21 protein-coding genes are annotated in these 20,195 nt (G+C 69.8%); 7 read left to right on the top strand and 14 right to left on the bottom strand.

Going from position 1 to position 20,195, the window contains the following annotated elements; genetic code table 11:
* Window positions 1-23 precede the first annotated feature (23 nt).
* Complete coding sequence (locus KBX26_RS00605; protein WP_210864411.1) at window positions 24-659, bottom strand: LysE family translocator; 636 nt, start codon at window positions 657-659, stop codon at window positions 24-26.
* A 2-nt stretch (window positions 660-661) separates the two neighbouring features.
* Window positions 662-1,408: a metallophosphoesterase gene (locus KBX26_RS00600; RefSeq protein WP_210864410.1), complete on the bottom strand. Its 747-nt coding sequence runs from the start codon at window positions 1,406-1,408 to the stop codon at window positions 662-664.
* A gap of 89 nt (window positions 1,409-1,497) precedes the next feature.
* On the opposite strand from KBX26_RS00600, the gene KBX26_RS00595 reads away from it, so the two are divergent.
* Window positions 1,498-2,103 carry an ABATE domain-containing protein gene (locus KBX26_RS00595; protein WP_210864409.1) on the top strand — a complete coding sequence of 202 codons (606 nt, stop codon included), beginning with the start codon at window positions 1,498-1,500 and terminating at the stop codon, window positions 2,101-2,103.
* Between the two features lie 9 nt (window positions 2,104-2,112).
* Here KBX26_RS00595 and KBX26_RS00590 read toward each other — a convergent pair whose 3' ends face one another.
* On the bottom strand, window positions 2,113-3,156 hold the full coding sequence (locus KBX26_RS00590) for an SEC-C domain-containing protein (RefSeq protein ID WP_307857719.1): 1,044 nt from the start codon (window positions 3,154-3,156) through the stop codon (window positions 2,113-2,115).
* 80 nt (window positions 3,157-3,236) lie between these two features.
* Complete coding sequence (locus tag KBX26_RS00585) at window positions 3,237-4,067, bottom strand: NAD(P)H-binding protein (protein WP_210864408.1); 831 nt, start codon at window positions 4,065-4,067, stop codon at window positions 3,237-3,239.
* 103 nt (window positions 4,068-4,170) lie between these two features.
* On the opposite strand from KBX26_RS00585, the gene KBX26_RS00580 reads away from it, so the two are divergent.
* On the top strand, window positions 4,171-5,097 hold the full coding sequence (locus tag KBX26_RS00580; RefSeq protein ID WP_030337139.1) for an AraC family transcriptional regulator: 927 nt from the start codon (window positions 4,171-4,173) through the stop codon (window positions 5,095-5,097).
* A 135-nt stretch (window positions 5,098-5,232) separates the two neighbouring features.
* A complete protein-coding gene (locus tag KBX26_RS00575) occupies window positions 5,233-7,302 on the top strand; it encodes a phosphocholine-specific phospholipase C (protein WP_210864407.1) in 2,070 nt (689 codons plus the stop codon).
* A gap of 266 nt (window positions 7,303-7,568) precedes the next feature.
* On the opposite strand, the gene KBX26_RS00570 is transcribed toward KBX26_RS00575, so the two are convergent.
* The 8 genes from KBX26_RS00570 to KBX26_RS00535 all read right to left on the bottom strand — a co-directional run bounded on the left by KBX26_RS00570 (window position 7,569) and on the right by KBX26_RS00535 (window position 16,656).
* A complete protein-coding gene (locus KBX26_RS00570) occupies window positions 7,569-8,603 on the bottom strand; it encodes an LLM class flavin-dependent oxidoreductase (RefSeq protein WP_210864406.1) in 1,035 nt (344 codons plus the stop codon).
* Between the two features lie 126 nt (window positions 8,604-8,729).
* Window positions 8,730-10,010, bottom strand: coding sequence for a hypothetical protein (locus KBX26_RS00565; RefSeq protein WP_210864405.1), 1,281 nt, complete (start codon window positions 10,008-10,010; stop codon window positions 8,730-8,732).
* 45 nt (window positions 10,011-10,055) lie between these two features.
* Window positions 10,056-10,892, bottom strand: a complete 837-nt coding sequence (locus tag KBX26_RS00560) for an aldo/keto reductase (protein ID WP_210864404.1) — start codon at window positions 10,890-10,892, stop codon at window positions 10,056-10,058.
* A 59-nt stretch (window positions 10,893-10,951) separates the two neighbouring features.
* On the bottom strand, window positions 10,952-12,751 hold the full coding sequence (locus KBX26_RS00555; protein ID WP_210864403.1) for a glycoside hydrolase family 15 protein: 1,800 nt from the start codon (window positions 12,749-12,751) through the stop codon (window positions 10,952-10,954).
* A gap of 49 nt (window positions 12,752-12,800) precedes the next feature.
* Window positions 12,801-13,277, bottom strand: coding sequence for a hypothetical protein (locus KBX26_RS00550; protein ID WP_210864402.1), 477 nt, complete (start codon window positions 13,275-13,277; stop codon window positions 12,801-12,803).
* A gap of 221 nt (window positions 13,278-13,498) precedes the next feature.
* The gene (locus tag KBX26_RS00545) at window positions 13,499-15,271 is read right to left on the bottom strand and encodes a DUF2075 domain-containing protein (RefSeq protein WP_307857718.1); all 1,773 of its coding nucleotides are present in this window, start codon (window positions 15,269-15,271) and stop codon (window positions 13,499-13,501) included.
* Window positions 15,272-15,546: 275 nt separating this feature from the next.
* Window positions 15,547-15,882, bottom strand: a complete 336-nt coding sequence (locus tag KBX26_RS00540) for a nucleotide pyrophosphohydrolase (protein WP_210864400.1) — start codon at window positions 15,880-15,882, stop codon at window positions 15,547-15,549.
* Window positions 15,883-16,152: 270 nt separating this feature from the next.
* Window positions 16,153-16,656 carry a hypothetical protein gene (locus tag KBX26_RS00535; RefSeq protein ID WP_210864399.1) on the bottom strand — a complete coding sequence of 168 codons (504 nt, stop codon included), beginning with the start codon at window positions 16,654-16,656 and terminating at the stop codon, window positions 16,153-16,155.
* A 244-nt stretch (window positions 16,657-16,900) separates the two neighbouring features.
* Between KBX26_RS00535 and KBX26_RS00530 the strand changes: the two genes are divergently transcribed.
* Window positions 16,901-17,368 (top strand): hypothetical protein, encoded by a 468-nt coding sequence (locus KBX26_RS00530; RefSeq protein WP_210864398.1) that lies wholly within the window; start codon window positions 16,901-16,903, stop codon window positions 17,366-17,368.
* 47 nt (window positions 17,369-17,415) lie between these two features.
* On the opposite strand, the gene KBX26_RS00525 is transcribed toward KBX26_RS00530, so the two are convergent.
* Window positions 17,416-17,619 carry a DUF397 domain-containing protein gene (locus KBX26_RS00525; RefSeq protein ID WP_210864397.1) on the bottom strand — a complete coding sequence of 68 codons (204 nt, stop codon included), beginning with the start codon at window positions 17,617-17,619 and terminating at the stop codon, window positions 17,416-17,418.
* A complete protein-coding gene (locus KBX26_RS00520) occupies window positions 17,612-18,499 on the bottom strand; it encodes a helix-turn-helix transcriptional regulator (protein WP_030337119.1) in 888 nt (295 codons plus the stop codon). The genes KBX26_RS00525 and KBX26_RS00520 overlap by 8 nt, the downstream gene beginning before the upstream one ends.
* A 225-nt stretch (window positions 18,500-18,724) precedes the next feature.
* Here KBX26_RS00520 and KBX26_RS00515 point away from each other — a divergent pair, with 225 nt between their 5' ends.
* The 3 genes from KBX26_RS00515 (at window position 18,725) to KBX26_RS32880 (ending at window position 20,183) form a co-directional block, all read left to right on the top strand.
* Entirely contained in the window at window positions 18,725-19,027 is a 303-nt protein-coding gene (locus KBX26_RS00515) for a DivIVA domain-containing protein (protein WP_030337117.1), read from the top strand.
* Entirely contained in the window at window positions 19,024-19,275 is a 252-nt protein-coding gene (locus KBX26_RS00510; protein ID WP_210864396.1) for a hypothetical protein, read from the top strand. The genes KBX26_RS00515 and KBX26_RS00510 overlap by 4 nt, the downstream gene beginning before the upstream one ends.
* A gap of 182 nt (window positions 19,276-19,457) precedes the next feature.
* Window positions 19,458-20,183: a CBS domain-containing protein gene (locus tag KBX26_RS32880; protein WP_210864395.1), complete on the top strand. Its 726-nt coding sequence runs from the start codon at window positions 19,458-19,460 to the stop codon at window positions 20,181-20,183.
* Window positions 20,184-20,195 lie beyond the last annotated feature (12 nt).

Below are 20,195 nucleotides of genomic sequence, written 5' to 3'. Positions count from 1 at the left end.
GCGGCGCGCGAGCCACGGCGACCTCAGGTCACCGCCGCCCGTACCCCGAGGCCGAGCAGGATCGCACCGGTCAACCGATCGAACGCGCGTCGCACCGAGGCGGTGCGGAGCAGCCGGGCGGCGGCACCGGAGACCTCGGTCCAGCCAGCGAGCCAACAGGTGTGCAGCGCGGCGTGTGCCGTGGCGAGAAGCACCATCGGCACGAGCACCGGTCGACCCGGTTCGAGGAACTGTGGTGCCAGGGTGAGGTAGATGGCGGCGGCCTTCGGGTTCAGCACGTTGCCGAGCAACCCCTGCAGGTAAGGGTGGTCCACCCGCCAGGGCAGCCTCCGGCTGGGAACCGTCGGTGGTCGTTCCGTCTTCGTGCGACGGCGTGACGCGGACCAGAGCAGCCAGAGCCCGAGCCCGACCAGGTAACCGGCGCCGACCAGCTTGACGACCCAGAACGCCTGCGACGAGCGGAGCACCAGCGCGGCCAGACCGACGGCTGCCAGCGTGGCGTGCACGTACAGCCCGGTCACCGTACCCAGGATCACCCACCAGCCCTGCCGCCGGCCGCCGCTGGCGACCCGCGAGACGACCAGGGTCAGGCTCGCCCCCGGCGTGGCGGTGATCGGCGCGACGGCCAGCAGGAAGCCGAGCACCGCGACCCCGTGCACGCTCAGACCACCACCCGGTAGTGGGTGGTGAGCAGCCCGGTGTCGTCGTACACGTGGAACGCGACGCCGGGCGGCTGGGTCTGGGTGGTCAACGGGCCGTCACCCTCCCACGGCATCCGCAGCGTGGAGACCACACCCGGCGCGATCCGCAGTGGACGGCCCGCGAAGGTGCTCGCGGCGGCGGTGTGGAAGTGCCCGGTCAGCACGGCGACGACCTGGGGGTGGGCGGCGACGAGATCGGCCAGGGGGTCGGCCGGCAGCAGCCGCATCGGATCGATGACCGGGTGGTGCAGCACCACCGGCGGGTGATGGAGGGCGATGAACGTGGGCGTCCCGGCCGGCACCGAACCCAGCTCGTCGGCGAGCCACGCCATGGTCTCGTCGTCCAGGTGGCCCTCGTCGGCACCGGGCACCGACGAGTCGGCGAGGAGGAAGACCGCGCCGGCCACGTCGTGCCGGGCGTTGATCGGGCCGGTGCCGCCGCCGTCGTCGCCGAGCAGACCCTTGCGGTACGCGTCGCGCACGTCGTGGTTGCCGGGGCAGACCATGACCGGCAGCGGGGATTCGAAGAGCTTCGCGGCGGTCTCGTACTCGGCCACCTCGCCATGGTCGGCGATGTCCCCGGTGATCAGGATGGCGTCGACCGGTCGTGGCAGGGAGTGCAGGTGGTCCATGACCCGGGCGGTCCGCTCGGCCGATCGGGGATGGCTGTCGATGTGGGTGTCACTGAGGTGTGCGATGACCAGCACGGCGCCCCCTAATGGTTCACGAACGGCGTAAGCATTAGGGAAGCTACTCTTGGCAGCATCGACAGCACAAGCCAGCACCGGAGGGACCGATGTCAGCGCAGCTCGCGCTCGCCCTGGTCAGCACGATTCGGCACGACGGCAGCGGCGGCGTCGCCGACGACCTCGACGACCTCGCCGGCCTCACCGCCTGGCTGCACGAGCAGGCCGACGCACTGCGGGAGTACGTCGACGGGTTCGACGCCCACGGCGACGTCGTCGACGAACGGACCCGACTCGACGTGGTGGCGGTGCGCCGTGCCGCGCGTGGCCTGTTCGCCGTGGCGGTCCGCCCAGGCCCACCGAGCCGGGCCGACTCGGCCTCACTGCTCTCGCCGCAGGAGGCGGTCGCCCAGCTCAACCAGGCCGCCGGGGCGGTGCCGGTCCGGCCCGTGCTGAGCTGGGCGCAGGAGGGCGCACCGTCCCTCGCCTGGCACGGCGAGGCCGCCGACGCGCGGCTCGCGATCACCGCCGGCCTGGCCCGGGCCGTCATCGGCTTCCTCACCGGTCCGGCGCGCGAAGAGTTGCGCGCCTGCCCCGCACCCCGATGCGTGCGCTACTTCGTCAAGGACCACCCGCGTCAGGAGTGGTGCAAGCCCTCCTGCGGCAACCGGGCCCGGGTCGCCCGCCACTACCAGCGGCGCGCCGCACCTCGCTAGCTGCCGCGCTCAGCTACGGGAACGCGGCAGGCAGTCCTTCTTGTACTTGAGGCCCGACCCGCACCAGCAGGCGTCGTTGCGCTCCGGAGGCCAGGCGATCCGCGCGCTGGGTCGTGCCTGCACCTCGGCCGCGTATCCCGCCCGGACCGCGGCGTCGGCCGGATCGCCGTCACGTCGACCGGCAAACGCGTTCAACCCGTCCACGGTGGCACGGAACACGGCCAACCCGGCCTGACCGGCACCCCTCAGCCGGACCAGTTCCTTCTCCAGCCGGCCCCGGTGCGCGTCCCAGTCCGACCCGTACACCTCGCTCAGCGCGGGGTGCTCGGCGAGCAGTCGGTCGAACTCGACCCGGGGCCAGAAGAGCAGGTCGGACTCGGCGTCCCTGCGCTCGCCGGCCCGGCGCACGAGTTGGGTCTCCAGCCGGTCTGCCAGGTCGTCCTGCCGGTCGTGCGGCAGGTTCAGGTTCCGGCGTACCCGATGCCGCTGTTGCAGCAGGAAGAAGGTGACACCGGGCGCGTCCGGCGGACCGAGATCGACCACCGGGTCGATCGCGGTGCTGGCCGGCCCGGAGGCGGCGGTCGCGCGTTCGTTGAGCACCGCGTCGACCGCCTCGCTCAGCCACTGCTCGGCAATCGCCGAACGACCACCGGCATCCAGCGCCGCGCTGACGTAGGCGGGGGCGTGGGGCTGCGTGCGCAGCAACGGGCGCAGCGCTGTCAACTCCGCCATCGCCTCGTCGGCCCGACCGCCGGCGCGGAACAGGGCCCGGGCCCGCAGCGCCCGGGCGAACCCGGCCCGCGGATCGTCCCCGGACGGGTACGCCGCCAGGGCCCGCTCGGCGTAGCGCAGGGCGGCATCCGGTCGGGCCCGGATCTCGGCGATCTCGGCGGCCAGGGTCAGCGCGTCCCCGGCGTCGTCGGGATCCTCCAGTCGGCCCTGCTCCGCCGCCTCGGCGAGATCAGCGGCGACGCCGAGCGGGTTGGCCGTCCCGAGCGCCGAGCGGCGAAGTTCAGCGAGGTCAGCCTTGGTGAGTACGTCTTTCGTCGACACGATCTCACGGTACGTCCGGGTGCTCGCGGTATGCGGGCAGATCACCTGTTACGCCGCTCTCATGCCGCCCGCCGGGCGGACTACGACCACGCGCCGGCCGCAACGGCCCGTTCGGCGTAGGTGTCGAAGTCGAGCGGGTCCCGTCCGAGAACTCGACGTACCCCGTCGGTCGGTTCGGCGAGATGGCCCGCCCGCATCCCGGCGAACAGGGCGTTCAGCCCCGTGGCCGCCTGCGCCGGATAACCCTCGGCGCGCAGTTCGGCGTGGTACTGCTCCGGAGTGAGCTCCACGTAGCGGATCGAGCGGCCGGTCACCCGCGCGATCGTGGCGACCGCCGTAGCGAAGGTGAGCGCACGGGGGCCGGACAGGTCGTACACCTGTCCGTGGTGACCGGGCGAGGTCAACAGCGTGGCCGCCACGTCGGCGACGTCCTGGGCGTCGACGAACGGCTCGGGCGTGGCCCCCATCGGCAGGGCCAGCCGACCGTCGAGCAGTGGTTGGCGAAACAGGTCCTCGCTGAAGTTCTGACTGAAGTTGTTCGCCCGGATGATCGTCCACTCGATGCCGGACTTCCGCACTGCCTCTTCCGCGGCGAGCATGCCGGGGGAGAAGTTACCGATCCGGTCGATCCCGCGCCCGGAGAGCGCCACGATCCGGCCGACACCTGAGTCGACTGCCTGCGTCACGAAGTCGGTGGCCAGCGCCGGGTCCTCCGGAGCGAGCAGATAGACAGCAGAGGCACCTGCCACGGCCGGCCGCCAGGTATCCCGCCGCGACCAGTCGAAGCGCACCTCACCGGAGCGAGAGGCGGCCCGGGCGTGGTGACCCGCCGCCCGCAGCGTCTGGACCAGCCGGCGACCGGTCTTGCCGGTGCCGGCCATCACGAGTGTCGAAGGTGCGTTCGTCGTCATGACCACGAGTCAACGCGCCCGGTCGTTTGCGGGACATGTCCTGTCGTACGCCGGGCATGTCCGATCGTCCGCGGTCCATCCTCCGCGACCTATCGTCGGAGACATGGACCCGTTCGACAATCTGCTGCGCGGTCTGCACGCCGACGGCGCGGCCTTCGGCCGGTCGGTGCTGACGCCGCCGTGGGCGCTGCGGTTCACCGACGGCGCCCCGCTGACGCTCTGTGTTCCGATGCGGGGCGAGGGCTGGATCTCCCATCCGGACAGCGACAAGCCTCGCCTGGTCCGGGTCGGCGAGGCGGCCATCGTGCGCGGGCCGGCGCCGTTCGTCTTCTCCGCCGAGCCCCGGTCGAGCTTCGAGCCCGGGGAACTGCGGGACGTCCGGCGCGGCCAGACCGGGGTCGTCGACCCGGTGGACGCGGATCACACCGACCGCCTCGTGCTGTTGGTCGGGGTGTACCACGTCCGGGGTCGGGTGCCTCAGCGGTTGCTGGGCGCGCTGCCGCCGGTGCTCGTCGTGCCGGAAGACCAGGACTGCGCCGCGCTGCGCGACTACCTGGACGCCCAACTCAACGCGGGTCGGCCCGGACGGCAGGTCGTGCTGGACCGTCTGCTGGACTGGTTGTTGGTGTGCACGGTCCGGGACTGGTTCGACCAGCCGGAGGCCGAGGCGCCCGGCTGGTACCGCGCGCTGAGCGACGACACTGTCGGTCCGGTGCTGCGCGCCATGCACGACGCGCCGGGCCGACCGTGGACCCTGGCCGACCTGGCCGCCCAGGCCGGGGTGTCCCGGTCCACACTGGCGAAACGGTTCACCGCATTGGTGGGTGAACCGCCGCTCACCTACCTGACCGACTGGCGCATGGCGGTGGCCGCCGACCTGTTGTCCGAATCAACAGCGACGGTCGCCGCCGTGGCGCGTCGCCTCGGGTACGCGGACGCGTTCGGCTTCAGCGCGGCCTTCAAACGCGTGCACGGCCTGAGCCCGAGCGGGCATCGACGGCTCACCCGGGTCGACGTCACGGCGGCGTGACCGGCACTCATCGAGGGCCCAGAGCCGGTCGACGAGTGGTCGCAAAACCAACGAACTACGGTCATCCGCCGTCAACCCGTCGTCGGTAGCGTCCGGTCGCCAGTTTCTCGACCAGATCGCACAAAAGGCGGAGTTATGGGCACGGTGGATCGGCGCACGTTCCTCAAGGCGATGGGAGTCCCCGCGATCGGCGCGGCGCTCCCGCTGGACCTCAGCAAGGCGCTCGCCATCCCGGCGAACAACCGGACGGGCACGATCAAGGACGTCGAGCACGTCATCATCCTGATGCAGGAGAACCGTTCCTTCGACCACTACTTCGGCACCATGCGCGGTGTACGCGGATTCGGTGACCCCCATCCGGCGACACTGCCGTCCGGCAAGGACGTGTGGCACCAGCCCAATGGGGCCGACGAGCTGCTGCCCTTCCGGCCCGAGGTGAAGGACCTCGGCCAGACCTTCCTGCCGGACCCGCCGCACGGCTGGAACGACGGGCACGCCGCCTGGAACGACGGCCGGTTCGACAGGTGGGTGCCGAACAAGGGCGTCACGGCGATGACCTACCACACCCGCCAGGACCTGCCGTACCACTACGCGCTCGCCGACGCCTTCACTGTCTGCGACAGTTACCACTGTTCGCTGATGGGGCCGACCGACCCGAACCGCTACCACATGTTCAGCGGCTGGGTCGGCAACGATGGCAAGGGTGGCGGTCCGGTCATCACCAACGCGGAGGCCGGCTACGACTGGTCCACCTACCCGGAGCGGCTGGAGCGCAACGGCATCTCCTGGAAGATCTACCAGGACGTCGGCACCGGCCTGAACGCCGGCGGCTCCTGGGGCTGGACGAACGACCCGTACATCGGCAACTACGGCGACAACTCGCTGCTCTACTTCCACCAGTACCAGAACGCGCAGCCCGGAACGCCGCTGGCAGACAAGGCCAAGACCGGCACCGAGATCAGGACGCAGGGCCGCGACCCGGAGGCGCTGCTGGCCGACTTCCGCGCCGACGTCGAGGCGGGACGCCTGCCCCAGGTTTCCTGGATCACCGCTCCCGAGGCGTACACCGAGCACCCGAACTGGGAGCCGGCGTACGGCTCCTGGTACATCTCGCAGGTCATCGACATCCTCGCGGCGAACCCCGAGGTGTGGAGCAAGATGGCGCTCTTCATCACGTACGACGAGGAGGGCGGCTTCTTCGACCACGTGGTCCCGCCGACCCCACCGCAGTCGCGGGAGCACGGGCAGTCCACGGTGCCCACCACCAACGAGATCTTCCCCGGCGACGCCAACCACCCGGCCGGACCCTACGGGCTCGGCCTTCGCGTACCGATGATCATCGTGTCGCCGTGGACCCGCGGCGGCTACGTGAACTCCCAGGTCTTCGACCACACCTCGCTGATCAAGTTCCTGGAGGCGCGGTTCGGACACGGCCGGCCGGACCTGATCGAGCAGAACATCACCCCGTGGCGGCGTGCCGTCGTCGGCGACCTGACCACGGCCTTCGATTTCCGACACCCGAACCGCTCACGCGAGGTCCGGCTGCCCGACACCGACGACTTCAAGCCCGAGGACCTCATCCGGCACCCCGACGAGGTGCCGGTCCCGCCGGCGGACCAGCGGCTGCCGAAGCAGGAGCACGGGGTACGACCGGCGCGCCCGATCCCGTACACCCTGCACGCCGACGGGCACCTCGCCGACGGCGCGTTCCGGATCGACTTCCGCAACTCGGGCGGGGTCGCCGCGGTCTTCCAGGTCCGCCAGGCAGGCAGCGCGGACGCCCCGCGCAGCTTCACCGTCGAGCCGGGCAAGCACCTGTCGGACACGTGGAAGGTCGAGTCCGGGTACGACCTGTCGGTGCACGGGCCGAACGGGTTCTTCCGCCGGTTCACGGGCGGCCGGTCGAACCTCGACGTCACCCCCTCGTACGACGAGCGGGACTTCAAGGTCGCCCTCACGCTCACCAACCGTGGGTCGAAGCGGGTCGAGGTAACCGTCCGGGACCTCTACAACTCCCGTCCGGTCAAGCTGTCGCTGCGGCCCGGCGAGACGGAGCGGGCGCAGTGGCCGCTCTCCCGTACCCACGGCTGGTACGACCTGACCGTCAGCGTCGCGGGTGACGCCGCCTTCGAGTACCGGTACGCGGGCCACGTCGAGAACGGCAAGGACAGCATCAGCGACCCGTCCCTCGGCGGGCTCGTCTGATCTCACGCACGCCGATGCCGTGCCGGGCGGCCGCCACGTGGCCGCCCGGCACCGGCGTGGGTTCAGTCGTCGCCGCCGCGCCCGGCGGTTGCCCACGTCCAACCAGCTTCGCAGGCCCAGGGGGAGTCGGCGTGCCGCGTCCTGGTGACGGCGGAGCAGCGCCCGGATTCTGGCCAGCAGTTCGGCGACTTCGGCAGGCTTGACCAGATAGTCCTCCGCGCCGGCAAGCGGCGGCCTGAGCGCCCGGCAAGGCGGGGGTCGCGGGCTCAGTCGGCCAGCAGCTCCCGCACCCGCGGGATCACCGTCGTGGCGTACAGCTCGATGCTGCTCATCAGGTGTTCGTGGGCCAGGGTGCCGGTGGCGTACTTGAGGTCGATGCGCTGCAGACCGAGCACCCGCACCGTCTCCGCGATCTTGCGGGCCACCGTCTCCGGCGAACCGACGTGCCAGGACCCCTCGGCGATGTCGGCTTCGAACCGGGCCCGGGTGGCCGGCGGCCAACCGCGCTCCCGGCCGATCCGGTTCAACATGTTGCGGGCGTGCGGCCAGAGCCGATCGGCCGCCTCCTTGTCGGTAGCGGCGACGAAGCCGGGCACGTGTGCGATGACCGGAAGGCGCTCGCGGCCGAACTGGTCGAGGGCACGGTGGTACAGCTCCACGTAGGGCGCGAACCGGGCCGGGTCACCACCGATCACCGCCAGGGCCAGCGGGAAACCGAGCCGGGCGGCCCGGACCACCGACTGCGGGCTGCCGCCGACGCCGACCCAGGTGCGAATCCGCCCGGACTCCGTCTTCGGGTAGACCTCCTGCTGCTTCAGCGGCGCCCGTACGCTGCCCTCCCAGGTCACCGGACCTTCCGCGAGCAGCCGGGACATCAGCTCCAGCTTCTCCTCGAACAACTTCTCGTAGTCACCCAGGTCGTAGCCGAACAGCGGGAACGACTCGGTGAACGAGCCCCGGCCCAGGGTGATCTCGGCGCGGCCCTGGGAGACCGCGTCGAGGGTGGCGAAGCGCTCGAAGACCCGCACCGGATCGTCCGAGCTGAGGACGGTCACCGCGGTGCCGAGCCGGATCCGCTCGGTCCGACCGGCGATAGCGGCGAGCACGATCTCCGGGGCGGAGATCGCGAAGTCGTCGCGGTGGTGCTCACCGAGGCCGATGGCGTCCACGCCGAGCCGGTCCGCGAGGACCGCCTGCTCGACGACGTTGCGGATCACCTGCGCGTACGGCAACGGTCTGCCCTTCGCGTCGACTGTGACATCCCCGAAGCTGTCCAGCCCGAACTCCACCTCGGTGGCCACGTCCGTCCTCCTGATCACGATGCGTCCGCCGCATCCGTTCTTCAGCTGCTTCCGGCGCTTCAACGGCGATATCGCCGCCTCGAATTCCCCAACCCGGCAGTAATAAGCAGCACTCGACGCGACCGACTACCCCGAGTGCGCGAGGTACGCGAGCATCCCCGGGCGGCTTCCCGGCAGGCCGTACTCCTCGACCAGCATGCTGACGTTGCCGAACTCCTGCCCGTCGATCAGCCACGGCTGCGGTGAGCGGCCCAGCACCTCGGCGAGCCGCCGCTGCCGGGGAGTCAACGCCGCGACCGGTGTCCCCGCCGGCGCGGGGCCGTCCGGGAAGGCGAGGCGCAGCGCGGCACCCAGCACCGTCAACGACCGGTCACCGCTGACGACGGGCAGCCGGTCGAGCAACGCGTCGAAGGCCCGGTCGCTGTGCCGCGGGCCGAGCTGCCGCAGGGCCAGGCCCGCGTAGCCGCCGAGGTCGCCGTCGAGGAACGGCACCCACCCCTCGGGCAGGGGTGCCAGCACCTCGTCCCGGCTCGGATCGGCCGCGTGGTCGGGGGCGGCGATGCCGTCGGGCGGGGCCGCCGCCCAGCTCAGCAGCTCCTCGACGGTCGCCGGGTCAGCCGCCGCGCCGAGGACGCGGGCCCGACCGATGGCGGCGCCCCACCGCACAACCGGACGCGGATCGGCCAACCAGCGGACGTCCGGCGCCGCGCCGAGCAGCCCCGACGCCACCAGCATCGTCGCCACCTCGCCGGACGTCACCTCGACGCCGGGCTTCCCGGCGGCGTCGATCGCGGCGGCCAGCGCGGGCACGCTGCCGGTGGCGTCCTCCGGAAACCAGGCCACTGTGTACGCCGCGCCCGTCCGCACACCCGGGTCGCTGTGGTGCAGCAGGGTGCGCAACAGCGGCACCCCGGCGCGCACCGCGTCGTAGACCGACAGTTCGATGTACGCCCACAGCCGACTCTGCTCCGCAGCGGTGAGGGACTCGACGTAGGTGTACTCGACGTACTCCTTCGCCGACTCGTCCGGGCCGGTCCACGGTGGCGGCTTCGCGGCGAGCAGCTCACGCCCGCCCTCGGCGGCCCGGCGGTGTTCGGCAACCGGGAAACCGTCGGGGAGGACACCCTCGTCGAAGCCGACCGCCAGGGCGCCCAGCAGCCCGAGCACCGCCGCCGGATCCGGGGTGGCCGCATCGGCGAGCAGCTCCAGCAGGAACGGCACCGCGTACGCGCTCGCCTCGAACCGGCCGCCCTGGTGGAAGACGTTGGTGTACAGCTCGCCCAGCGCCTCGTCTCGGACGGCCGGGTCGGGCGAAGCGAGGGCGCGCAGCTGGTCGGGCACGTCGTCGGCCGCCCCGTACGCGTGGCCGAGCCGCGCCCAGTCGATGTCGTCGAGTCCGTCGAGCACGCCCCATGCTCTCCCGACTCCTGACCGTCCGGTGCGGCGGGCCGGTCAGAACTCCTCGTACACCGCCGGGTCCTGGTCCGCGAGTCGCCCGTCCGGGCGGCCCAGCGCGGTGATGGCCGCGACCTCCGCGTCGGTGAGCGTGATCCCGAAGACGTCCAGGTTCTCGGCCTGCCGCTGCGGGGAGGCGGCCTTGGGCAGCGGGATCACCTGACGGGCCACGTGCCAGGCGAGGATGGCCTGCGCCGGGCTGACGCCGTGCGCCGCAGCGATCTCCCCGATCACCGGATGCTGTCGCAGGTCGTTGCCGTGGCCGAGCGGGCTCCACCCCTGCACCAGAATGCCGTGCTCCCGGTGGTAGTCGAGCGCCTCCTGCTGCGGGAAGTACGGGTGCACCTCGATCTGGTTGACCACCGGGGCGACCCCGGTCTCGGCCACCAGCCGCTCGATGTGCTCGGGCAGGAAGTTGGACAGACCGATGTGCCGTACCAGCCCGCGTTCGCGGGCCTCAATCAGCGCCCGCCACGCCTGCACGTACCTGTCGACCTTCGGGTTCGGCCAGTGGATCAGGTACAGGTCGATCCGGTCGAGGCCGGTGCGGAACACACTCTCCTCGATGGTGGTCAGGGCCTCGTCGTAGCTGTGGTGCCGTCCCGGCAGCTTCGAGGTGACGATCAGCTCGTCCCGTACGTCGCCCGCCGACCGCACGGCCCGACCGACAGCGCCCTCGTTCTCGTAGTTGAACGCCGAGTCGAGCAACCGGTAACCCGCCCGGATCGCCTGACCGATCGCGTCGACACCCGCCGAGCCGTTCAGTTGGTAGGTGCCGAGCCCGATCGCCGGCAACGTGGTGCCGTCGGCGGCCGTCAGATGCGGAATCGTCATGATCGGAACCCTACCCGCGCGAGCCGTCCCACAGGCGTGTCCCGCGTCCGGACGGCCCCTCAGGCGGACCCGGCATCAGCGGGGGCGTCCCGGATGGCGAGTGCCGCCTGGACGAGCGCGGCGTGGGTCAGCGTCTGCGGGTAGTTGCCGAGGTGGGCACCCGTCGCGGGGTCCACCTCCTCGGCGTAGAGGCCGAGCGGGCTGGCGTAATCAACCATGGCCCGGAACATGTCGACGGCCTCGCGGCGACGCCCGGTGCGGGCAAGGCCCTGAACGAGCCAGAACGAGCACGGCAGGAACGCGCCCTCGGTGCCGGGCAGGCCGTCACGTCCGGGCGGGTAGCGGTAGAGCAGTGGGCCGCCGGCGGACAACCTGTCTCGCACGGCGTCGACGGTGCCCCGCACCCGCTGTGACTCGGCCCGGTCCATGTCCAGCAACGGCAGGACGAGCACTGCCGCGTCGAGATCGGCGGAGCCGTACCCCCGGACGTAGCTGTCCGCCCTCGCGTCGAAGCCGCGCGTCCGGACCTCGGCGGCGATGGCATCACGGGCGTGCTGCCAGCGTCGACGCTGAGCCTCCCGCAGGGGATGCGTGTCGGCGATGGCCAGGGCGCGGTCCAACGCGAGCCAGCCCATGAGCTTGGAATGGACGTGCTGGCCGGGTTCCCGCACCTCCCAGATGCCGGCATCGGGTTCCTGCCAACACTCGGCGACCACGTCGGCGAAGCCGCGCACCGCCCGCCACGTCTCGGCGTCGAGGCGATGCCCGGCCGAAGCGAACGCCCAGGCGGCGTCGATCACCCAGCCGTAGCCGTCGAGCTGGTGTTGACCGGCCGCACCGTTGCCCATCCGCACCGGACGGCTGCCGAGGTAGCCGGGCCAACCAGGCAGTTCTCGTTCGGCTGGCACGTGCCGGCCGTGCACGGTGAGCAGCGCTGGCAGGCGTGGCCGTTGCAGCCGGCTGGCGTGCAGCAGCCAGGCGAGGAAACCGCGGGCCTCGTCGGCCTTGCCGACACTGAGGAAGGCGCTGACGCCGATGCTGGCGTCCCGGGGCCAGACATAGCGGTAGTCCCAGTTGCGTCCGCCACCGGGATCCTCGGGCAACGACGTGGTCGGTGCGGCCACCGGCGCTCCCGACGGCGAGTAGGTCAGCAGCCGCATGGTGAGCAGGCTTCGGGCGACGTGTTCCCGGAACGGCAGCCGCTCGTCGATCTCCGCGGTCCAGGCCCGCCACCGGGCCTCGTCCTCGACGAGCAGGTCCCAGGCGGCCTCCGGCTCGACGTGGATCAGCGGTTCGCGGTGGGCCACGGCCAGGACGAGGGTGACCGGACGGCCCGGCCGGACCGTGACCGAGGCGGGCCGACCCGGTTCAATTCTGAACGGGGGCGTGCTGTCCAGCGCGACCGCGAGCGCCTCCCACTCACACACGAGGCCCTGGCGCCGGTGGTGGATACGCGGCCGGCGGTGCCGTACACCGAGGCGGGGATCGAACTCCACCACCGCGTCGACCGCCGCCTGCTCGGCCGACAACCGTCGCACGATCAGTGTGGTCGGCAGCAGCCGACCGCTGACCTCGGCCAGCATCGCCTCGGTGAGGCGCAGCCGGCCGCCGCCCACCAACCAGGTCGTCTCCACTGTGGCGGTGTGCTGCTTGTACCGTCGCTCGACGACGGTGGCCGCCCCGGCCGGGCCGACCCGGAACGTGCCGGCTTCCGGGCCCCCGACCAGCCGACCGAACAGCGGATCGCCGTCGAAACGCGGTACGCACAGCCAGTCCATCGCGCCGTCACTGGCCACCAGGGCGGCGGTGCGCGTGTCCCCGATCAGCCCGTAGTCGCTGATCGGTGGCCCGTCGGTCATGCAGATCGCTCCGTGCCGGGCCGCCTGGACGAGCGGCGGGTCACGCGGTTCACCTGGCCTGCAGGAGCAACCCGAGGAAGACCCCGTAGACGACGTGGACGACGACCGTGACCAGCGGGGTCTGGATGCCGTAGTTGACGGCGAACAACCCGGGCGGCTCCAACACCGCAGTGCTGGCCGGCCCCGCTCGCTGCGACGCCATCCGCGGGTGGACACCAGGAAGCAGCGGCAGAATCACCGTCAGCGCGATCCCGACGTGCACGACCCCCAACACCGCCCCGAGCCACCAGGTGGAACGGTGCAACAGCGCGAACGCGGCCGCGTAACCGAGCGCGAAGCCCTGACCGACGCAGAGATGCAGGAAGAACCCGACGACCCGCGCCCGGTCCGGATCCCCGGTGACGAAGGCCCCGAGCACCAGGGGAAGGTCGAGCCGGGTGAGACCGGCCAGTTGAGCAGTGATCATCGCCGCGGTGAGCGCCGCGGTGGCGACCAACCCGAACAACGCCCATCCGGCCCAGTCCATCTCAGCGGTTGTCGACGCCGCGGGCGTTGTCGGTCATCGGTCCACCCTCCGGCTGATCAACGTGAAACCCACGGCCGTGGGCCGCCCACCCGGCGCCCGATTTCTCACCATAGGTCACTGGGCCGGTCGGGTTGACCTCCTCGCCCAGACATCCCTTGACCAGTTGACCCCGTGTGGCGAGTGCCCCTTCGCACCTGTCGTGCCGCCGAGCCCACCGGTCGTCACCCGAGGTCGTCTCCGATGGCCGTTTCGTAGACAGTCTCGACCGGTCGGATCACCTTGACCATCGACGCGAGGTATTCCCGCGTCTCCGGGTCCGTGGAGTAGACGATCGTGCCCCGCATCCCGCGGGTCAGCAGAACCTTGTAGGTGTTGCGAATCAGCAAGTCGGCTTCGGTGTCGCTGACCAATTTGCGACTGCGAAACGCCGGGTCCTTCGACTCCTCGCGTCGAGTCACCAGCCGGCCATCCCGCGCCACCAGATCCGGTCCGATGATGACGCCCGACCAGGTGTACTCGAAACCCTGCGCGGTGTAGACGCAGCCCACCTGGCCAAAGCCGTCCGGGTCAGTGGCCCAGAACGCGCTACCTGGCGCCTCGCCGACGCTGCGGTCGCTCTTGACGTTCCAGGGCCTCGACCAGCCGCCGATCTGTACGTCCGGCACCAGGCTGTCGTCCGCTCGCGGGTCGCTCCACGGCCAGCAGTAGCCGGCGGACATGCGCGCCGTGAGACCGGCTGCCTGCCTGCCGGCGAGGAAGGTCTCCAACTCCTGCGGCGACTCGGCGAGGCGCAGGTCGACCCTCCCGTCGCCGGTCCAGACCGACGGCTCGCCGCCGTCGAGCCCGAGCAGATCAACGACCCACTGCTCGTACGCCTCGCTGCCGCCGCAGCGGAACTGAGTGTGTAGAGACACCACCTCGACGTCAAGGTTGAGCTGCTTCGCGTACGACGAGATGACCTCCACGTTGCCCAACTCACCCGGCTTGACTACCTGGTGCTCATCGAGCAGGAAGACCGGCACCCGAGCAGCGGCGATAAGCTCGTCGATCTGCGACCGAGCCTTCTCCCGCTTGACTTTCGGCGTGAACCGGTTGACGGAGGTTTCCCGGATGCGGTGCGCCTCGTCGCAGATCAAGACGTCCAGACCGTTGCGCTCGGCGGACATGAAGCTGTTGAAGTAGCTGAACAGGTTCTTGATCCGGGTCGAGCCTTTGCCTGCGTACCGGCGCAACGTCTGGGTGAACGACCGCGAGCCGGTCGCGTGCATGACGGACCGGTTCTGGCGTGCCAACTCACCGAGCACCGACAACGCGATCACGCTCTTGCCGCTGCCCGGTCCGCCCGATACGACAACGACCGATTTCCGATCCGCCGATCGGGCGCGCTCCACGGCGTGCAGCACCAACTCGTAAGCCACACGCTGCTGATCCAGCAGCGTGAAGTGCGACCGGCTCTGCAGTTCCTGTGCGGCGTACCTGAGCAGATGACGACTGGGGCGAACGGAACTGGTGAGGAACCGGTCTGCGGCCCCGGTACCTGATGTCGGGGCGAGATGGGTGCGCAGGTAGTCGATGAACTGGCCGCGCCGCTGCTTGGTGAAGATGCGGCTCTGCTCGGTTGATCCGCGATCGAACAGGTCACTGATGTCTCGGTCGACCGCGTTGTGCAGGTATGCCACCCCACGGATCCGGTTCCGCTCCGTGGTGAGGACGCCGAGAAAGTCCGTCAGGTACTGGCAGTACAGCTCGACTTGGACGCCAGGGTGGAGCCGTGGGCCACGTGCGTGTTCCACCGCCACGAGGTCGCCGGAGCCCTCGTAGGACTCGGCGTAGGACCACTGCTTCAACTCCACGACAACGTAGGAGTCGTCGGCGGTCCTCGGGTCCACACCGGCGAGAACCACGTCGACCCGCTTGCTGGTCAGCGGCAACTGGTACTCGACGAGTATCTCGACCTGGCTCAGGCCGGCATCGGCGAGATCCTGGCCTAGCACCTCAAGGCTGCGCGACCAGGCACGGCGTTCCGCCGGACTCACGTTTCGGCCGATCTGCTCCGCGATCCGGTCCGCGAGAGTTCCGTTAGCGACCAGGCGCAGCAGACCATCGGCGGACGTACGAAACGCTGACAACTCTTGCCCCCGGGCAGCACGAAGTGATCGTGCGCATGGGGGGCGTATCCGACACTCGCCGGAAGCCCGTCGTGACGCGCTCCTACGTGGTGGACTGTAACGAATAGATCAACTCGGCGCCATGCCGACGCTGCCTGCGGCTACCGCTTCGAGGCTGAACCGCGAGCCAGGTCAACGGGGTAGCGACGAGCCGAATCCTGAAGCTTGGTCAGAGCCGCCTCCACTAGATCGACGCCGAGTACATCGGCGAGCCGGGTCAGGTAGATCATGACGTCGCCGATCTCGGCTCTCACCCGTTTGCCGGCGTCCGGGTCAGACATGACCGCCGCCGACTGCTCGGGCGTGAGCCACTGGAACTCGGCAATCAGCTCACCAACTTCACCAGCGAGTGCCATGGCCAAGTTCTTGGGCGTGTGGAACTGTTGCCAGTCCCGTTCTTCCGCGAATTGCCGTACGCGGCTCGTCAGGTCGTCCATGGCCTGAGCATGGCAGGCCTGCGAGCCAGCGGCGGCAGCCCCCTTGCTGTCCCTCCGCTACTGGCGATGCCGGCGGACCGACTGCGAGTGGACGCGGTCGTCGGCAACTCCGGTGACCAATTCAGAGGTGAGATGGTGAGCGGCGGGCCCGCCGTCGGATTCCTCAAGAATCTCGGACTGTCTATTCCGTGCGAATGTGACAGGTCGATGCGAGAGCCCGAGTTGCTGAAGGAATTATGTACGGAACCGATTGCTAGGTGCCGTCGTCGGTCACAACGAAATGATGACCGGCTGGATCTGGACGTTCTTTTTCAGCTGCTGCGGCGAGGGGATTGGCGTGCTGATGCTGACGGACGTGTTGTAGCCGTAGATGACGACCCCGTCGAGGTGGTTCGCGCCCGGCCAGTTCGACTCCAGGCGGACCGCCATCTGGGTGGGGAAGTTGGTCACCTCCTCGGCGCACGACCGGATCAGGACGATGCTCGGGGTGGCGGTCAGGTGGGTGGCCAGCATTCGGGCCAGCTTCTTGTACGTCCAGCCCCAGTCCTTGGCACCGGCTTCGGCGTCGCCGATTTCCTCGTCGTTGCCGTGCGCGCGGATGCACAGCGGCTCGCCCGCCTGCACCCCGGCCAGGTAGGTGGCCAGTTGCCCGTCCGCCTCGGCCTGCGTGAGCCCGGCGTCGATGGGTAGGAGGGCACCCCACGCGTCCGCGCCCGATTCGGGAGCCTCAGACTGACCGCGTGTCTTCGGATCCTGCGTCGCCACGATGAACATGACATTCTCCTTTAGGAATGGTCGCCTGTTTCAGCGAAACCGCCGAAGGCAGATTAGCGTGGTGGTCGAAGAAGTGCCCTGTCAGCTATCCGGCTCGCATTTAACTCTGTCGGTGGTCGGACAAAATGCTGGCGGCTTCGACGGAGTGACACGTGATTGCTGTCCATCACGGATGCGCAATTCCCGCACGTGCAACAGACGTACGATGGCAGCCGGCGTTGGGGGAGCTACCCGGGGGGTGAGGGTGCGTTATCAGATCCACGTCGAGCAGGAGTTGCCCGCAGGGGCGCTCTGCCGATTTCTGGACGAGAGCTACGGCATCTCGCCGGACGCCGTCTACGTGGGACGCGTCGAGGATCGAGCAGTCGATGACCCTCGGCCGGTCGCCATGCTCAGCCCTCCAGCGCACGACGAGGAGTTCGGCTGGATCCTGACCGGTGACACCGACCTGGCCGACGCCACCGGTCAGGGTGAACGAGAGTTGGCGATTACCTTGGCCCGCGCCTTCGGGGTGCGGGCGCTGGGCGACGACGGCAGCATCTACCCCAGCCGGTGGCTGCTGGTCAGCACCGACGGCAGCAGTGGCCGCGTCATCATCGACGAGGACGCGGCGGCCGACGGGCACCTGCGGGTGGTGCACGCCCTCGAACCGATCAGTGCGGAGCCGCACCTCGCCGTCACACCGCCGTCGAAGTGGGCAGGTGACTGGTGACCGACTGGAGAGGGTGACGCGCGCACACCATCGACGACGCCGCACCTTCAGCTGGCGCAGCCCTCATGTTTGGCTGCCGCGACGAAGTCCGTCCAGGCCTGGGCGGTGAAGGTGAGTAGCGGTCCCGTGGAATCCTTCGAGTCGCGCACGGCGACAACGCCGGGGAGGTTTGTGGCGACCTCGACGCAGTCACCGCCGTTGTCGCCGCTGCGGGTGCTTTTGCGCCAGACGGCGCCACTCAGGTCAGTCATGCCGCATCTCCCCAGCGATCCGCTTGATCATGTCAGTCGATTCTGCCTCGCCGAGGGCCAGCGCATCCAGGCCTCGCCAGACGCGCTGGTAGGCGGCCAGCTCGTCGGGCTTGTCGAGGTACAGAGCGCCGGTCAATGACTCGCTGTAGACCACGGAGGGCTCCGGCGCGGTACGACCGCCCTTGGTGGCCGGGAAATCGAGGATCACAAAGGATCCCGCGACCGCCCCGGGCTGCGGGCCTGCTGCCAGGGGCAGCACTCTGACGCTGACGTTCGGTAGCTCGGACAGCTTGGTGAGGTGAGCGAGCTGCTCGGTCATGACGGTTGGGCTGCCAACGCCACGCCGAAGCACCGCCTCGGACAACACGGATTCAACCCTGGGAGCTGCCGGCAGCCGCCGAGAGAGCAGTGCCTGCCGTTGAAGCCGGACCTGGACCGCGCGCTCGCGTTCCTCCTCGTTCAGCATCCCGCCAAGGCGATAAAGCGCGCGGGCGTACTCCTTGGTCTGAAGGATCCCAGGGATGAGCGACTCGTCATAACGGCGGAGGTGGGCGGCGGCGGACTCCAGGCCGACGTACAGCTCGAACCAGTTCGGCACCGCATCGCCGTACGCGTGCCACCAGCCCTTCGACTTCGTCTCCACGGCCAGCCCGCGCATCGCCTCGGTCATCTCCGGCGACACCCCGTACAGCTCGCACATCGCCTTGACGTCGAGCACCCGGACGGAGCCCTGGCCGCATTCGAGGCGCCAGATCTTCTGCCGGCTGTATTCGAGGGCCTCGGCCGCGGCGTCGAGGGTCACCCCGGCCTCGTTGCGGAACTGACGCAGCAGCCGGCCGAGTTGCCGGCGCGGCACTGTCGATCCGATGTCTTCGGGCATCCGCACACTCCCTGGTTCCGTCACGCAACACTGCGTGACCTGCTCCTGCAACTCCTACGGGGTTCAGTAAAGAAAGTCAATGCACAACGGCGAAATTGCGGTGTGGAACGTTGCGTTTCCACTGCGGACTGTCGCAGGCTGATCACAGCACGGCGGCCGGCCGGTCCCCCCGAACGGCCGCCGTGCATCTCCGAAGATCCCTGCGCGGCGGGAAGGCAGGCAGACATGAACGCCAGCAACCAGCGACCAGAGCCGCCGCGCGGCGGCGCGACCTACCGCTCGGCCGCGTACACCAGTCTGCTGCCGTGGCAGGTGCGTGAGCGCCGCTTCCCGCCGGTCGGGCTCGGACGTCGCGGCCTGAACCCCGACGACGTGTACGCCTTCCTCGACCGGGTCGCCGGCGACATGGCCGCCGTCTACGCCGCGCTCGCCGAGAGCCGCCGCGAGACCGCCCGGATCAAGGCCGGTCTGCGTCGCTGGCAGACCGATCAGGCCCGCGCCCGCAACGAGCGGGACCAGACCAGATGAGCCAGCGGTACGTCATCCATCTGCCCGTCGTTGCCAACGACCTGCCGGCCGCGCAACGCCTGGCTAGGGTCATCGGCCGATGGATGCTGGTGCTGCCCATGGCGGATCCGGGGGAGACCACCGTTTCCGCGGAGGACCAGCAGTTCCTCCGTCACCGGGTCTTCTGCGACCTGCGACTGCCCGGCGGTCGGCGTTGCCTCCTGCGCGACGGCCACGACGGCGACTGCTCCCGCCACCTACGCCGCTGACGGAGCGCTGCCGGCGACGGACCGCCATGACACGGCTGAATGAGCAGGGCCATGACACGGTATGCGCCGGTCAGCTTCCAAAATGTCCGGCTCGGTCACAATGACTGCCGTCGTCGTGTGAGCTGGTGAACAGCGTTCGCTCGGCATCACGGTGATGATTCGGGGTGTGTCAGGCTCCGCCGGTGACGATCACGACGGCAGGCGCGCGATTTCTCGCCGCCTTCAATGACATCGAAAACCACTTCCGCTCCACCCTGCGGGCCGATGTGGCGGTCGGCTTCGCCCAACTGATCCGGGACTATGGGCAACGGCGGACGCTGTCGCAGCAGCAGCGGAACGCCCTGGTCGCGTTCGCCTCGCTGCGCAACGCGATCAGCCACGGCACCTACTACGGCGGCCGGCCGATCGCCGACCCGGTTGAAACCGTCGTGCAGGAAATCGAGCATCTTCGACAGCAGATCGTCGAACCGCCGTTGGCGCTGACGGTCCTCAAATCCGGCAAGGTCTGCGCGGTGCGCCCGGACGACCCCATCAGCATCGCGCTGGAGCACGTCCGCGCATTCGGGTACTCACAGTTGCCGGTTTACGACGACGGCTACGTCGGCGTGCTGACCACCAACGCCATCGCGCGCTGGCTCGCCGATCAGATGACCAGGAACACGGGGATGGCCGAGGAGGAACCGGTTCGGCAGGTGCTTCGTTTCGCCGAACCAGGGGAGGGTGCGGTTCTGGTCCCCAGGGCGATCACCGTGGTGGAGGCGATCGACCTGCTCAGCCAGAGTTGTCTTGCCGGGCAACAGAGTATGGCGCTCATCATCACTCAGAACGGGAGGCGGACCGACAAGCCGTTGCGCCTGGTGGTTCCGTTCGACCTACCGATCTTGACTCAGGCGCTCGCCTTCAACTGAGCTGCCCAGGCC

This window comes from Micromonospora sp. C97, assembly GCF_018070385.1.
GTDB lineage: Bacteria > Actinomycetota > Actinomycetes > Mycobacteriales > Micromonosporaceae > Micromonospora > Micromonospora parva.
Note: the sequence above shows the minus strand (reverse complement) of the source record. Positions and strands in the feature narration are given on the sequence as shown.

Coding starts and splice junctions, on each gene's coding strand:
- KBX26_RS00595 (WP_210864409.1), top strand. CDS start 1,498: ATGTCAGCGCAGCTCGCGCTCGCCCTGGTCAGCACGATTCGGCACGAC.
- KBX26_RS00585 (WP_210864408.1), bottom strand. CDS start 4,067: ATGACGACGAACGCACCTTCGACACTCGTGATGGCCGGCACCGGCAAG.
- KBX26_RS00580 (WP_030337139.1), top strand. CDS start 4,171: ATGGACCCGTTCGACAATCTGCTGCGCGGTCTGCACGCCGACGGCGCG.
- KBX26_RS00575 (WP_210864407.1), top strand. CDS start 5,233: ATGGGCACGGTGGATCGGCGCACGTTCCTCAAGGCGATGGGAGTCCCC.
- KBX26_RS00560 (WP_210864404.1), bottom strand. CDS start 10,892: ATGACGATTCCGCATCTGACGGCCGCCGACGGCACCACGTTGCCGGCG.
- KBX26_RS00555 (WP_210864403.1), bottom strand. CDS start 12,751: ATGACCGACGGGCCACCGATCAGCGACTACGGGCTGATCGGGGACACG.
- KBX26_RS00550 (WP_210864402.1), bottom strand. CDS start 13,277: ATGGACTGGGCCGGATGGGCGTTGTTCGGGTTGGTCGCCACCGCGGCG.
- KBX26_RS00540 (WP_210864400.1), bottom strand. CDS start 15,882: ATGGACGACCTGACGAGCCGCGTACGGCAATTCGCGGAAGAACGGGAC.
- KBX26_RS00535 (WP_210864399.1), bottom strand. CDS start 16,656: ATGTTCATCGTGGCGACGCAGGATCCGAAGACACGCGGTCAGTCTGAG.
- KBX26_RS00525 (WP_210864397.1), bottom strand. CDS start 17,619: ATGACTGACCTGAGTGGCGCCGTCTGGCGCAAAAGCACCCGCAGCGGC.
- KBX26_RS00520 (WP_030337119.1), bottom strand. CDS start 18,499: ATGCCCGAAGACATCGGATCGACAGTGCCGCGCCGGCAACTCGGCCGG.
- KBX26_RS00515 (WP_030337117.1), top strand. CDS start 18,725: ATGAACGCCAGCAACCAGCGACCAGAGCCGCCGCGCGGCGGCGCGACC.
- KBX26_RS00510 (WP_210864396.1), top strand. CDS start 19,024: ATGAGCCAGCGGTACGTCATCCATCTGCCCGTCGTTGCCAACGACCTG.